The sequence below is a fragment of the Moraxella lacunata genome (genome assembly GCF_002027545.1).
GTDB lineage: Bacteria > Pseudomonadota > Gammaproteobacteria > Pseudomonadales > Moraxellaceae > Moraxella > Moraxella lacunata.
Map to the genome: position 1 here is coordinate 47,098 of NZ_MXAN01000064.1, position 14,194 is coordinate 61,291.

Genomic DNA, 14,194 nt, shown 5'->3' on the forward strand with positions numbered 1-14,194 from the left:
CTAAAATAAACTGGTAAATTAAACTGGTAAAATCAAGTGGTGTGTCTTATGTTGGGGTTGGTGAATATTTTTCAAGGCACCACCGCACAACCACCAAACTCCACACCCAATCCACACATCTCATCAAATCCGCACAGGATATTCATGTTTTGCACCGCTTGACCGCTCGCCCCTTTGACAAGGTTATCTTGGACGACTAGGATAGTCAAGGTATCATCATCTTGATGAACGGCGATTTTTAGGCGGTTGGATGCTCGCACCGAACGAGTATCGGGAAACATCCCTTTGGCAAGCACGTCCACGAATGGCTCGTTTTGATACACTTTTTCAAAAATCTCTTGCCAGTTTAACGCCTTGCCGTCATCGCTTAGGGTCAGATGAATGGTGCTAAACATTCCCCGAATCATCGGTACAAGGTGGGGGGCAAACCGCACTTTTTGGGCAAATTTAGACCCCAAAAATGTATGCACGCCTTGACTTATCTCAGGGGTATGGCGATGACCTACCACGCCATAGGCAGAGAAATTATCAGATAACTCGCTAAACAGCAGGTTCATCTTGGCATTACGCCCTGCCCCTGATACACCCGACTTGGCATCGATGATAATGTTCGGCAAAATCAAGGGGCTGTCGGCACCGTTTTGGGTGTCTATCACAGGTTTTAGCCCCAAAATGGCGGTGGTGGGATAACAACCGGGGTTGGCGATGACCTTGGCGGATTTGATTTTTTCACGGTGAATCTCGGGCAAGCCATACACCGCCTCCGCCAACACGTCAGGGCAAGTATGTTCCAAACCATACCATTTGCCAAACTCGCCCAAATCCTGCAAACGAAAATCCGCCCCCAAATCAATGACCTTCACCCCTTGTGCAATGAGCTTTGGCGTGTGGCTCATGGCAACCCCGTGTGGCGTGGCAAAAAACACAACATCGCACGCCTTACCAATCTCGTCCATGACGCTGTCCGTCATGTCGCTGTACACGACATCACACACGCCAAGCAGACTTGGGAAAATCTCGCTCACCGCCCGCCCCTTTTCACTGCGGGACGTGAGATGACTGATGGTAACATGGGGGTGGCGGGATAATAGGCGTATCAGCTCAACGCCTGTATAGCCTGTACCGCCAATGATAGCAACGTTAATTTTTGACATGGGTTTTCCTAAATAAAAAGCGTGTTTGGATTATAAAAAATTTTACCCATTTTGGCAAATAAAATCCGCCATCTAACATCATCCCTGCCACACGCCATCCCACAATGGTCGCACAACCTGCCAAAACTTGCTATAATACCTCCTTTTATTCACAGCCTGTCGCCATGAATGACCGCTTAGCCTGCCTACCGATTTTATTTAACACCCTAGCCCTTGACCGCCTGACCCCCACCCAAAAAATCATCGTCGAGCAGATAGACGAACTTTTGCCCCAAACCCAGTGCGGTCTGTGCGGACACCCAGACGGCTGTCTGCCCTATGCCTATGGCGTGGCGGTGCGTGGCGAGTCCCACAACTTATGCGTGCCGGGCGGTCAAGCGGTAACGGACGCCATCGGCACGGTGCTTGCCAAGCATGGCGACCCACGCCCCACCCTGCCTGCCACCGCCAGCAAATGGGCAACCGACCCTGCCACCGACCGCCCCACCGAAGTGCGAGCCGTCATCGATGAGAACGACTGTATCGGCTGTACCAAATGTATCCCTGCCTGCCCTGTGGACGCCATCATCGGCACCGCCAAGCACATGCACACCATCATCACCGACCTATGCACAGGGTGCGAGCTGTGCCTACCGCCCTGCCCTGTGGACTGCATTCGCCTAGAAGTACACCCACGCACCATCACGCCCAGCGAGCGAGCAGACGAGCAGGCACATCTACGCACTCGCTATCATCGCCATCTTGACCGTGTCGCCCAAAGTATCACAGACGGCACCAAGCCTGTGGTTAGCTCGGTTGAGTCGGTCATGGCAAACGTCATGAGCGAGCCAAGTGGCACGCCCATGGACAAAGACACCGCCAAAAACGCCATTGAACTTGCCAAAATCCGCACCCAAATCAAAAAACTCACCAAACAGCTAAGCGTAAAAAACAGTCCTACCATACAAGATGAGCTTGACAATTTAACGCAGAAATTGCGAGAATTAGAGCAATAACCCCACGAGCCACGCCATGTCATTAGAAAATATCCGCCTAGAAAATCTGGATAATGCCCATGAGATAGACCCTGCCACACACAAACAGCTTGACCTAGTCAGACGCTTAGAGAAGTCAGGTTTTATCTTTGCCACCGACCCCAAAGTCGCCACCGACCTTGCCCGCTCATCAGACGGCACACCCACCGATAAGCTCATCTATCGTGCCACGCTCATGGACAGTCAAGGCGACTTACAAACCGCCCTACACAAAGGCGATTTTTTGGTGAAGGGTGTCGGCAGGCTCTATGCAGGTATCTCGTTCGTGGTTGGGTTTGTGGGGGTGCTTGGGCTACTTAGCACGCACGTGGTTAATTTTTTCTATGTACTGCTTGGGCTACTCGGTTGGCATACGGTTACGCTCGTTTTGTGGTTTGTGGGGCTAAATAATCCCAACCGCTATTCTGGCATTTATGGCATACTAGACCGACTTCGCCCCAAATCCGCCATAGAAAGCGAAGCCTTTGACATCTACCAAGAAGAATTTCAAAAAAACACCGCATGGCAAATCGGCAAAGTCATTCACAAGGCGTGGCTCTGTGGCTTGGCAGGCAGTGTGCTTGCCCTACTCATGCTGTTTTTGTTCAAAAGCTATGCCTTTATGTGGGAATCCACGCTGTTATCCCAAAGCCATTTTGCCATGATTTTAAAGGGTTTGGGCTTTGTGCCAAGCCTGTTTGGTTTTGAACTACCCAGCCAAATTAGCCTGTCTCGGGGCGATGTCCCCCCTGCTCGCCTTGCCACACTCATGATGTTGTCCGTTGTGGTCTATGGCATGATACCCCGCCTGTGTGCTTACCTGCTGTGCCATTTTAATGCTCGTGAGCGTTTTGCCATTGACCCCAATTTGTATTATTACGAAAACCTACTTCGCACCTTCAACCAAACCATTGTTGATAAAGACGACTTCACCCCACGCACGCCAACACCCACCAAAACCACTCTTAGCACTCACAAAAAAGTCGTGGCGACCCTAGAATGGGTAAGTAATGATGAGCTGTGGCACGGACTGAGTGATGATGTCAAAAACTTAGGGGCGGTTGATACCAAAGAAGACGTGCTGTATCTTACCCAAATCGCCGGCACCTTACACGCCCAAATCCTGCTCGGCGTGGACTGCCGTATCCTACCCGATAGGGGCGTACTTAGGAAAGTGGATTTGATTCGCCAAAATAGCGATTATGGGGTAATCGTCAAATTCTTGCACAGTGGCGGTTATGTCAATGAATGGCGAGACGCATTAAATGAGCGAAATGTTGAACAGATAAATTGATGAATAGGTTTTATTCGTAAATTAATTAATCGGTATTGTTCAATAAAGATATATTTTAAAATTTGGACGTGTAGGGGCGAATTACATTCGCCCAAAAATCAACACTTTATCACAGGGCAAATGTGATTTGCCCCTACAAATCTACCCAAAGGTATGGTTAATTAACAATACCAATTAATCAATTAATAAAAACGGGGCAACTTCAATCAGTCCCGTTTTTTCATGATTTTTAAAAGGCAATCTTTTTTTAATAATACACCATTTATCATTTTCATAATACGCCAAAATATCCAAATCCATAGGCACTTTTTTAAAACTATTATCATGTTCTCGTCCGCATTGTGTTTCTATGCTTTTTAATAATTCATTAAAATTATCATAATTCATCGGCTTGTATAACTTTATCATCATCACGGCATTATGATAAATCAGCTCTGTTTTTCCTGTAAAGTCCTTACCAATTATCATGGACGATAAATCCACATTGCCCCATAACTTTAATTCATCAAGGGCAATGTTAAAACTTATCTCGCTGTCATGATTACTGCCTAAGGCGATGATATATTGGTGTATCATTTTTTATTTATAATTTATGGCAATTTAAAACACTTATGCAGATTTATGGCGAACGATTTTTACGCCCACGCTGTCGGCTTGTTTTATGGCGTTGGGCTTATGAATGGTAAGCGTAATGGTTTGGCAAGGATAATGGGCGAGTAAATAGACACAAATCTCTTCGGCAAGTTTTTCCAATAACTTTGCCTGTATCTCATGGCATAGACGTTCTATGTCTTCGCACACCGTTTTATAATTTATGGCATATGCCACATCATCGCTTTGGCTTGCCCGTGTCATGTCGCACACCATTTCACAATCTATCACCAGTGATTGTTTAATGGCTCGCTCCCAATCATAGACACCGATAAGGGTATTAATCTTTAAACCTTGAATAAAAACAATGTCGTTCATTATCTGTCTCTTTTATAAAATGGGTAGGGAAATTATATTTCCAAATATTAACTATTAACATAGGGCAAATATGATTTGCCCCTACAATGTCAAATTATATCAAATCAATGTTTTCTATGTTTCACCATATCTACACTAAACACCAACAGTCCAAGCCAAATCAGTCCAAAAATCATCAAGCGTTTTAAATCAATCGGTTCATGATAATAAAACACCGCAATCATAAACACAATACTTGGCGTTAAATAACCCAAAAAGGATAAGGTATTAAAACTCACAAGTTTGGTTGATTGGTTGTACAATAAAAGTGGCAATAAAGTAATCGGGCCTGCCAAAGCCAGTAGCCAAATATCAGAAGATACCCAAAATGCCAAAGTTGAACTTGCCACATCGGCACCGACAAGCCACATCAAGCACAAAGGTAACAGCAAAGCCGTTTCAATAAATAAACCGTCAATGGCATTAAAAGGCGTTTGGCGTTGCAACACCCCATAAAAAGCAAAGGACAACGCCAAAATCAAACTCACCCACGGCACGCCACCAAACAGCACCACCTGAATGCCAACGGCAAGCACGGCAAGAGCGACAGCGATTTTTTGCAAAAGTCGCAGGCGTTCTTTAAAGATGACAAGCGACAGCCCCACGCCCATTAAGGGATTGATAAAATAACCAAGGCTTGCTTCAAGCACCCTATCATTTGCCACCGCCCACACATAGGTCAGCCAGTTTGAGCCAATCAAGAGAGCCGACACAAAGGTCAAACCTAGCCATTTGGGATTTTGGCGGATTTGGGCAAGCCAAGCCGTTCTTTTGCCAATGATGATGATAAGGCTTAACACCACAAACGTCCATACCACCCGATGAGTGATGACTTCAACAGCGTGATAACCGTCCAACAGCTTAAAATAAAAAGGAAAATTACCCCACATCAAAAACGCCAAAAGAGCCGTCATTAGCCCTTTTGGGGTTGTGGTTATGGTTAGTTTATTGCTCATTTTTTATCAATCATTTGTTAAAAATTTTAAGCCTTGATATTGAATGATTTTGTCATCATTGGTAATCAGACACAAATTATCAATCATTGATTGAGCAATTAGCATTCTATCAAAAGGGTCTTTATGAATGATTGGTAAATTCTCCAAAATTTTGGTGTATTTATGGTTAATATCCAATTCGATAAACCCATTTTCAAGCAACCTTTGATATAATTTTATAGTATCAAATTTGAAACCGTCTTTGTTCAAATTGGTTTTTAAGGCAATTTCCCATAAATTAACCGTGCTAAAATAAATGGTGTTTTCGGTATTTTCCAATATATTTTTGACTTTATCGGATAATTTATGTGGTTCTTTGGCAAGCCAAATGACAATATGAGTATCTAATAAATAATTCATTCAATATTCTCATCAAAACTTTCTTCAAACATTGCCATAATCTCATCATCACCCCAATGAATATCATCAGGCACGACCCCTTCACCAATCATAAATCCTAATTGGCGTTTTTTGGGCGTGGGCTTGGCGGTATTGGGCAAAAATTGCCCAATTTCCTTGCCTGATTGCTTAACCGATATGGTCTCGCCCTTTAATAGGGCGTTTTGCACCGCTTGCCAATCAATAAATTGACCGCTGGTAGAACCCAAATCAATACTTAACATGGCTTACTCCACCACTTCCACATTCAGCCCTGCCTTATTGACCAATTCGGCAAATTTTGGAAAGCTCGTATTAACCGTTTCTGTACCATTGATAATAATTGTATCAGACGCACGCAGGCTTGCCACCGTAAAGCTCATCGCAATTCTATGGTCATGATGAGAGTCAATCTCGCCCCCACCAAACACAAATTGTGCCCCGCCCTTACCGACAATCTCAATGCCGTCATCTAGCACCGTGCAGTCAATACCAAGCGTGGCAAGACCGTCCGCCATGACTTGAATGCGGTCAGATTCTTTGACTCTAAGCTCTTCTGCCCCACGCAAAATCGTCTTGCCTGTGGCACACGCACTTGCCACAAACAGCACTGGAAATTCATCAATGGCAAGCGGTACAAGGTGTAGCGGTATCTCAATGCCGTGTAGCTCGCTTGCCTTGACGCAAATATCCGCCACAGGCTCACCGCCCACCACCGCCTCATTGGTCAGGCGAATGTCCGCCCCCATAAGTTTTAGAATGTCAATCACGCCCGTGCGAGTTGGGTTAATCCCCACCTTTGGCAGTACCACATCGCCATGCTTGGCAATCGCCCCTGCCACCATAAAAAACGCCGAACTTGAAATATCCGCAGGCACTTCAATATCACACGCCACAAGCTCGCCACCGCCTTTGATGCGAATCTCATTGCCCTTATCCAGCTTTTTGACAGCGACATCATAACCAAACGCCCTAAGCATTCGCTCGGTGTGGTCTCGGGTAATCTCAGGCTCGGTTACGACCGTCTCGCCATTTGCCCATAGCCCTGCCAAAAGCAGGCAGGATTTGACCTGAGCGGACGCCATAGGCATATCATAGGTGATAGCATTTAGGGTCTGATTGCCTGTGATTGTGATTGGCGGTGTGCCACGCTCGCCTGTGGTTGCCACGACCGCCCCCATTTCACGCAGGGGCTTTGCCACTCGCTCCATGGGGCGTTTGGATAAACTTCTATCCCCTATCATGGTGCTGTCAAATTTTTGGGCGGACAAAATCCCTGATAATAGTCGCATACTCGTGCCAGAGTTACCCATATCAAGCTCTTTTTGTGGGGCGGTCAGCCCATTTATTCCCACGCCATAAATGGTAACTTTGTCGCCGTCTCGGTGAATCTCAACGCCCATATCGGCAAAGGCTTGCAAGGTAGATAATGCGTCTTCGCCTTCCAAAAAATTGGTGACACGGGTTACGCCATTTGCTAAAGAACCAAACATAATAGAGCGGTGCGAAATGGATTTGTCAGGGGCAACTTTATGCGTGCCTGTAAAGGTGGTGCTGGGGGTGATTTGGTATTTCATTGCTAATTCCTAAGGTAAAAAGAAAGTTTTGGTAGGTAAGGTGTGTATTATGCACCAATATTAAATCAAGGTTCAATTTTAATATTGTTCTTTACAATATTATTATACAATAATTCAACTTCTTTCATAATTAAATCCGCCAAACTACCGTCATTGATTTTTATCCAAATATCAGAGTTGTATTGCCAATAACGCAAATTTTTTGGGTAATAGTAAGCAAACCAAATCTTAGATGTTTTTATATTTTTATCAGGCAAAGAGTTAACGATTTCCTTAGAAACTTTATCGTAAACTTCATTTCCTTTTCTCAAATTTTTATCAAGTGATTTATAACCAATTATTAGGTTGTTGTAATTACCACCTTGAAATTCAAATGCAATGTATAAATTATAATCTTTTACTTTTATATAAAAACCCCTATTTTTCTCATTAAGAGAAACGGACTTATTTTTGTGTAAATGATAATTTTGGTTTTGATTGATTTTTTCAGTTAATTGCCTATTCAATTTTTCAATCAAATTTCTTTGTAATGTGGGAATTTGATTGGCGATTTTAATCGCTGAAACAATACTTTCATTGCTTTCTAAAATTGAATTAATAATTGCATTTTGCTCGCTCATATCACTTATTCCCATAAATTGCTTTTGAATAAATTTTATAAATTGGTTAATAAATTCTAAAACACTGGCATTTTGACAATCCGCCTTACACGCATTTAACCAATCAACCAAATCATTATAGCTAATATGACTAAATTCATTATTCATTTGCCATTGTTCTAAATCTTCTGTTTTTACGCTATAATCACTTGGTAAATTTTGGGACAAATAAACCAAATGTTTGTAAGGGTGTTTTTTAATTAACTCTTGATAGTAATCACTTAATTGTTCTTTTTGGTCTCTTGCATAAGGTTTGTTTTCAATGCAAATGCCATATTGTTTGCCGTCAGTTAAATAAATATCCATACGCCGAGATGATTTAGTAGTAACTTCTGTTTCAACATTAACCTTTGAAAGATTATCCAAAAATTCATTCCATTCTGGGCATTGTAAACTTGGCAAGCAGATTTTTATAAAGTGTTTTAAAAATAAATCATCTTGCTGATGAGAACCTTTGGGATTTAATAAATCCGCCAAAATATAACTTAAATTGGTCTCATTGGTTGCAATATAATTAAAAATGCTAAAATTTGGAGCAAGTTGTTTGGCATATAGTCTTTTTGACGTATTGATAAGCTGTATTTCATTACTCACTGTTTTTAGCAAATTTTGAATTTCTTTCATTATTTAACCTTTTGAATTACTGCTAAATACAATAACCATACTTTGTAAATGGTGCATAACCCGCACCTTACTTATCACTCTTTAACTGCTCTTTTTCAATCAATAACCGCCCAAAATATTCCCGAGCATTTTTGGCAATCTCAAAAGTTTCTAATAACTTTTCAGAATTGTCATTTTCAATATCAGATTTTAATTGATTTAAAATCGCCTGATAGTCATCAAGCCCCTGCAATACCGCTTGTTTATTTGCCAAAAAAATGTCGTGCCACATAATCGGACTACTTGCCGAAATACGACTAAAATCCCGAAATCCGCCCGCTGCATAGCGAAAAATATTTAAATTCTCATCATCTTTGGCAAGCTGATAAGTCAAAGCATAAGACAATAAATGGGGCAAATGACTGGTTAGGCTTAGGATTTCATCGTGCTTTTGTGGGGTCATGAGACTGACGACCGCTCCGATATTTTGCCATAAGTCTATGATTTTATTGGTATAAATATCGTCCGCTTGATTGGGGCAGATGATAAGGGCGTGATTGACAAACAAATCCGCCTTACGAGAGAGTACCCCAGACCGCTCCGCCCCTGCAATGGGGTGAGCAGGGACAAAATTTAGGTCAATGCCCGTCTCATCTTGGGCGGTGTTGCAAGCGGTGATGACGTTCATTTTGGTGCTACACACGTCGCTTACGATACAGTCGTCCGCCAAAAGTCCGCTTTTTTTGGCGTGGGCGAGCGTACGAAAAATCGGTAACACCGCTTGCACAGGCACACAAATCACCACCAAATCGCACCCTTGTAGCACGTCCGTGAGCATGGACGAGCCGTGCGAGATAAGCCCAATCTCTTGGGCGGTTTTTAGGGTGTCGGCATTGTCATCGCACGCCACAATCTCATGGGTGAGCTTTTTGTCAAGCATGGCGGTTGCAAGGCTTGCACCGATAAGCCCAAGTCCGATAATGGCGGTTTTGTTGAATAATGGTTTGGTAGTCATTTCATTCACTTGGCACAATATCCACAGGAACGGCAGGAATATTGGTTTTTAGCATACCAAACCCTGATTTAATTTGCTTTTTTGGTTCGTCTTGATGAGTGGGCGATAAAAATTGGAAATTGCCACTTTGTTCATCAAATTGAATGGTTAATGGCGACCCTTTTTTTGCTCCGATTTTTTCAAAAAGCCAAATCGGCAATGTTACTTGCCCGTATTCGTTAATCGTTACCGTATCAGTAATCATTAGTTGCTCCCTATTTAAAATTACTGGTATTGTTTAATAAAGATATATTTTAAAATTCGGGCGTGTAGGGGTAAATTACATTCGCCCAATTATCAGATTTTAATACAGGGCAAATTGCAATTTGCCTCTACAAATCCGCCCAAAGGTAGGGTTAATTAACAATACCAAATCACCCCAAAACAGGGCAATTTTATCATCCTGATTTTATAAAACCGCCTTCGGATATGACCCCAATACTCGCACGTCTTTGGCGATTTTGGCAATGTCGTCAATGGCGTTTTTGACGTTGTCGTCAGTGATATGCCCCGTCATGTCAATAAAGAACACATACGCCCATTTGTTCGGACGCTCGGGGCGAGTTTCAATGCTCGTCATGGATATGCCATGTTTTTTTAGGGGTTCTAGTAGCTCAATCAACGCCCCTGCACGGTCTGGGCTTGATACGACTATGGACGTTTTGTCCTGCCCGCTTGGGGCGACCGCTTCATGCCCGATGATAAGAAAGCGAGTGGTGTTGTTGGGGTTATCCTCAATGTTTTCGTACAACTTGTGCAAGCCGTATTCTGCCACTGCCACATCACCTGCAATGGCTGCCGAATGCCATTCGTTTTGTAGGCGTTTTGCCGCCTCGCCATTACTGGATACCGCCACACGCTCCACATTGGGGAAATTGACATCAAGCCAATGACGGCACTGGGCAAGCGACTGCTGGTGCGAATAAATGCGACTTAGGCTGTCCACTTTGGTGTGTTCTGCCACCAAAAAGTTATGATGAATGGACAACTCCACCTCGCCGATGATTTTTAGGCTTGACCCCAAAAATGCGTCCAACGTATGATTGACCACGCCCTCGGATGAGTTTTCCACAGGCACCACGCCATACATGGCAGAGCCTGCCTCCACTTCACGAAACACATCGGTAATCGTGGCAAGCGGTACGGTTGTCGCTGCCTTGCCAAAATGTTTTAGGGCAGCAGCGTGGGTAAACGTGCCAACAGGCCCCAAAAAAGCGACCTTTTGCGGGGCTTCTAGCTCCAAACACACCGACATAATCTCCCGGAACAGGCGTGCCATTTTCTCACCGCTCAAAGGTCCTGTGTTGCGAGCCATGACCGCTTTTAGCACTTGGGCTTCACGTTCAGGGCGATAAAAAATGGGGTGATCTTCATGGCTCTTTTTGGCAATGGCGACCTGTTGGGCGATGCCTGCTCGCTCGTTGATAAGTCGTTGAATTTGTTCATCAATACTGTCAATTTTGCCACGCAAATCGGTAATTTGGTTGGTGTCTAGGTTGGCTTTGGGGGTTTGTTCGCTCATGTCTGTCCTTTTTTGTGTGCTAAAAATAGGCTAATGATACATGAATATTGGGGGTTTGGGCAAATGTTTTTTGGGGTTTTGAAAAAATTGAAATACTGGCTTGTAATTTTGTAGCTTGTAGGCTACAATACTCAAAAAGAGTAATTTTATGTTTACGATTGAAAAGACGGAACAGTTTGATGAGTGGCTAAAATCACTCAAAAACCCAATCGCCAAAAAGGCAGTTATTAGCCGTTTGTTACGACTTGAAATGAGGCATTTTGGCGACATTGATAATGTTGGCGAAGGTGTTTTTGAACTTCGCATTCATGTTAATGTTGGTATTAGAGTGTACGCCATACAAAAGGGCGAAACTTTTATTTTAGTATTATCAGGCAGAGATAAATCCACCCAGCAAGCCGATATTATTAAAGCCAAAGAAATTGCAAAAACTTGGGAGAATAGCAATGAAAACCACTAAATTTAACGCATTTGATTATTTTGAAAGTGATGATGAGATTTTGGATTATTTAAGTGATTGCTTTAATGATGACGACCCACAATTATTTGTTACCGCCTTATCACATTTGATAGAGAAAAAAGGCGTTGCAGAAGTTGCCAAATTAACAGGGCTAAACCGTGAAAGCCTATACAAAACCGTGAAAGGGCGAACACAACCAACATGGGCGACCGTGCATAAAATCATACACGCTTTAAAAATCCAATCCAACTTTGCCTATGCTTAATTTAATTCAAACGATGACAAACAATAAGTCCATATCTCAAAAATTGATATGGCAAATAGGTAAAGCTGATAGCAAAAACCTTATAGCATTATTAGAAAATGACAGAAAACCCAATGATGAATTAATCGCTTTATTAGCATTAAGTAAACCGATTAAAGATAATTCGGACAATACATCCAAAGAAATTTAAAAATGATACGGTTGGGCGAATGTGATTCGCTCCTACACGTCCAAATTTAAAATGATTCTTTGATTTACTCCTGCAACACCAACGCCACCACCCAATTTTGCCGATTAAAATTACACGCCGTTTCATGATTGGGATTGCATTCTATCTCGCTTGGGGCAGGCAATATTACGTTGCCGTCATCGTCCATAGGCATTTTGCGTAACATGACGGTATGTAGCACATTTCCGCCGATGAGCCAAATCTCTTGATTTTCCTTATCGGTCTTGACCACGATATCACAATGAGCAGGCAAACCACGTCCATTATCCGCCAAATATTCGTCCAACGCCTGATAACTGCCAATCAGCTCACGCCCATAACTTCGCACATAGCACAGCATATCGCCCTGTTTTAGGGGGTTTGCCAAAGGGTCTGCCGTGCGATAATCGCCCACGCCCTGCCAAGATGTGGCGATATAATCAAAATGGCGTGGCGACACATAAAAATCCACACCCGCCTGTCTCATCACATACGACACAAAGCCTGCCGACCATGCCACATCGCTTGCAAAGGCTCGGCAAATGTTGGTGCTGGCGTTCTCGCCCCTGTCCGCCTTGTCGCAACGCTCATAAGGCAACGCCCTATCAAGCCGTGCCAACGCCCCACTATCACGCCAATACGCCACCACACGCTCCCACGCTCGTGAACCGTCCGTCAGGCGTGCGTTTTCGGACTCATAATGGCTATATTTGGCGATTTGTCCGTTTGTGGTGATAAACGGCTCGCCCCATGCCTTGTGTTCACGCAGGGCGATTTGGGCGATACGCTCGGCTTTTGGGGTGTGTGGGGCAAATGTGGGCGTGGGCGATTGCCACAAATTGCCTTGCGAATTATTCTGTGAAGTATGTGTACTTACACAAGCAGATAGAGCTAAGGCGGTGCAAAGTAGGGGTAGAAGTTTTGGCATGGGGTTTAGTTTTTTAAAAAGAAATTTATTTTATCATTAAATGGGGAGTTTAAAAAGATTGGATAAATATATTCTTATAAGAAAGTTGATATCTTTTTATAAAAAATACATCTTAATAATACCAATTTTTAATATCAAATAATTTACCGACAATCAAAACTTGTCAATAATCCTTTAAAGCCGATATGCTCATGTAACATTTTTATGAATTCACCTTCATCAATCAATCCTTCTTTATTATCATCAAAATTATACCCATAAATTTTCTTGATGACATCGTAATGCTCTGGTTTTAGGTATTTTTTATGACTTTTTAGATAATTGGCTAAATTTGTCTCAATATCCTGCATAAGCTCGCTATCAGACTCAATATCAACAACGCCATACAACATCAAATAAAAAATAAAATCCTGTAAATCTTTTGCTAAAATATCGGCTTCATCATAATCATGATGAAATAGCACAATCGGCACATCATCTTTTGATAAATATGGCAAATCATGATGATACCAAAAACAGTAATAATCCCCTAAGCCGTCTTGCAAAAATGGCACAAATAAATAATTTGGGTTGATTGCCATATGGTCATCTTGATTTAAAAACATATCTGTAATATGCTCAATATCGTCAAAATCCATAACTTCTATGTGATTAATATATAATGACAAAGGCGGATTATCCTTTAAAGTAGGATAAATTTCTTTTTTCCAATGAATATTCACTTCGCCCCACGTTAGCATATTATTTTGGCATAATGTTTTATAAATCATGGGATAATTAAATCCATGCTTATTTTCCAAGCCTTGTAATTGTTCTAATGAAACAGTCATGATATTTTCCTTTAAATAACAAATGAATACCCCATTCTCAACTTTACATATACCCAAGAAACTTTAAAATTACTACAAACACAATGATGTTTGGATGTAGGGGTGTGCTGAGCACGCCTTGTGCAGTAATGTCATCAAAGGGTGTGTTCAACACTCCCCCTACAAAGCCTATGTTGAATGTCAAATTTGTTAGGTGTGAGTGATTGATTTATCAAGGGCGAATCATATTCGCCCCTTGTATTATAA

Annotated in this window: 16 protein-coding genes and 1 pseudogene; 4 read left to right on the forward strand and 13 right to left on the reverse strand. The window is 42.6% G+C overall.

Annotated features, from left to right (window positions below):
- Nucleotides 1–71: 71 nt before the first annotated feature.
- A complete protein-coding gene (argC, locus tag B5J94_RS09400) occupies nt 72–1,154 on the reverse strand; it encodes an N-acetyl-gamma-glutamyl-phosphate reductase (protein ID WP_062498171.1) in 1,083 nt (360 codons plus the stop codon).
- Between the two features lie 164 nt (nt 1,155–1,318).
- Between argC and B5J94_RS09405 the strand changes: the two genes are divergently transcribed.
- Together B5J94_RS09405 and B5J94_RS09410 are read left to right on the forward strand one after the other, a co-directional pair.
- Nucleotides 1,319–2,149, forward strand: coding sequence for an RnfABCDGE type electron transport complex subunit B (locus tag B5J94_RS09405; RefSeq protein WP_062498190.1), 831 nt, complete (start codon nt 1,319–1,321; stop codon nt 2,147–2,149).
- 16 nt (nt 2,150–2,165) lie between these two features.
- Nucleotides 2,166–3,461 carry a DUF2868 domain-containing protein gene (locus tag B5J94_RS09410; RefSeq protein WP_062498169.1) on the forward strand — a complete coding sequence of 432 codons (1,296 nt, stop codon included), beginning with the start codon at nt 2,166–2,168 and terminating at the stop codon, nt 3,459–3,461.
- 174 nt (nt 3,462–3,635) lie between these two features.
- Here the strand turns inward: B5J94_RS09410 and B5J94_RS09415 are convergent, their stop codons facing one another.
- The 10 genes and pseudogenes from B5J94_RS09415 to pheA all read right to left on the reverse strand — a co-directional run bounded on the left by B5J94_RS09415 (nt 3,636) and on the right by pheA (nt 11,257).
- Nucleotides 3,636–4,037 carry a 2-amino-4-hydroxy-6-hydroxymethyldihydropteridine diphosphokinase gene (locus tag B5J94_RS09415; protein ID WP_062499562.1) on the reverse strand — a complete coding sequence of 134 codons (402 nt, stop codon included), beginning with the start codon at nt 4,035–4,037 and terminating at the stop codon, nt 3,636–3,638.
- Nucleotides 4,038–4,070: 33 nt separating this feature from the next.
- The gene (folB, locus tag B5J94_RS09420; protein ID WP_062499561.1) at nt 4,071–4,430 is read right to left on the reverse strand and encodes a dihydroneopterin aldolase; all 360 of its coding nucleotides are present in this window, start codon (nt 4,428–4,430) and stop codon (nt 4,071–4,073) included.
- A 104-nt stretch (nt 4,431–4,534) separates the two neighbouring features.
- On the reverse strand, nt 4,535–5,425 hold the full coding sequence (rarD, locus tag B5J94_RS09425) for an EamA family transporter RarD (protein WP_062499560.1): 891 nt from the start codon (nt 5,423–5,425) through the stop codon (nt 4,535–4,537).
- Nucleotides 5,426–5,431: 6 nt separating this feature from the next.
- Nucleotides 5,432–5,824 carry a type II toxin-antitoxin system VapC family toxin gene (locus tag B5J94_RS09430; protein WP_062499558.1) on the reverse strand — a complete coding sequence of 131 codons (393 nt, stop codon included), beginning with the start codon at nt 5,822–5,824 and terminating at the stop codon, nt 5,432–5,434.
- On the reverse strand, nt 5,821–6,087 hold the full coding sequence (locus tag B5J94_RS09435; protein ID WP_062499557.1) for a hypothetical protein: 267 nt from the start codon (nt 6,085–6,087) through the stop codon (nt 5,821–5,823). The genes B5J94_RS09430 and B5J94_RS09435 overlap by 4 nt, the downstream gene beginning before the upstream one ends.
- A 3-nt stretch (nt 6,088–6,090) precedes the next feature.
- Nucleotides 6,091–7,425: pseudogene (gene aroA / locus B5J94_RS09440) on the reverse strand (3-phosphoshikimate 1-carboxyvinyltransferase); the annotation flags it as partial.
- 59 nt (nt 7,426–7,484) lie between these two features.
- Nucleotides 7,485–8,702 carry a PDDEXK-like family protein gene (locus B5J94_RS09445; RefSeq protein ID WP_062499553.1) on the reverse strand — a complete coding sequence of 406 codons (1,218 nt, stop codon included), beginning with the start codon at nt 8,700–8,702 and terminating at the stop codon, nt 7,485–7,487.
- Between the two features lie 67 nt (nt 8,703–8,769).
- Nucleotides 8,770–9,696: a prephenate dehydrogenase/arogenate dehydrogenase family protein gene (locus B5J94_RS09450; protein ID WP_062499551.1), complete on the reverse strand. Its 927-nt coding sequence runs from the start codon at nt 9,694–9,696 to the stop codon at nt 8,770–8,772.
- Nucleotide 9,697: 1 nt separating this feature from the next.
- Nucleotides 9,698–9,940, reverse strand: coding sequence for a hypothetical protein (locus B5J94_RS09455; RefSeq protein ID WP_062499549.1), 243 nt, complete (start codon nt 9,938–9,940; stop codon nt 9,698–9,700).
- Nucleotides 9,941–10,144: 204 nt separating this feature from the next.
- Nucleotides 10,145–11,257, reverse strand: a complete 1,113-nt coding sequence (pheA, locus tag B5J94_RS09460) for a prephenate dehydratase (RefSeq protein WP_062499547.1) — start codon at nt 11,255–11,257, stop codon at nt 10,145–10,147.
- Nucleotides 11,258–11,405: 148 nt separating this feature from the next.
- Here pheA and B5J94_RS09465 point away from each other — a divergent pair, with 148 nt between their 5' ends.
- Both B5J94_RS09465 and B5J94_RS09470 read left to right on the forward strand, forming a co-directional pair.
- The gene (locus B5J94_RS09465; protein ID WP_062499545.1) at nt 11,406–11,717 is read left to right on the forward strand and encodes a type II toxin-antitoxin system RelE/ParE family toxin; all 312 of its coding nucleotides are present in this window, start codon (nt 11,406–11,408) and stop codon (nt 11,715–11,717) included.
- Complete coding sequence (locus B5J94_RS09470) at nt 11,704–11,982, forward strand: addiction module antidote protein (protein ID WP_174519809.1); 279 nt, start codon at nt 11,704–11,706, stop codon at nt 11,980–11,982. The genes B5J94_RS09465 and B5J94_RS09470 overlap by 14 nt, the downstream gene beginning before the upstream one ends.
- Nucleotides 11,983–12,236: 254 nt before the next feature.
- Here B5J94_RS09470 and B5J94_RS09480 read toward each other — a convergent pair whose 3' ends face one another.
- Both B5J94_RS09480 and B5J94_RS09485 read right to left on the reverse strand, forming a co-directional pair.
- Nucleotides 12,237–13,118 carry a DUF2272 domain-containing protein gene (locus B5J94_RS09480; protein WP_079364093.1) on the reverse strand — a complete coding sequence of 294 codons (882 nt, stop codon included), beginning with the start codon at nt 13,116–13,118 and terminating at the stop codon, nt 12,237–12,239.
- A gap of 143 nt (nt 13,119–13,261) precedes the next feature.
- Entirely contained in the window at nt 13,262–13,948 is a 687-nt protein-coding gene (locus B5J94_RS09485; RefSeq protein WP_062499542.1) for an SMI1/KNR4 family protein, read from the reverse strand.
- Nucleotides 13,949–14,194: the final 246 nt, after the last annotated feature.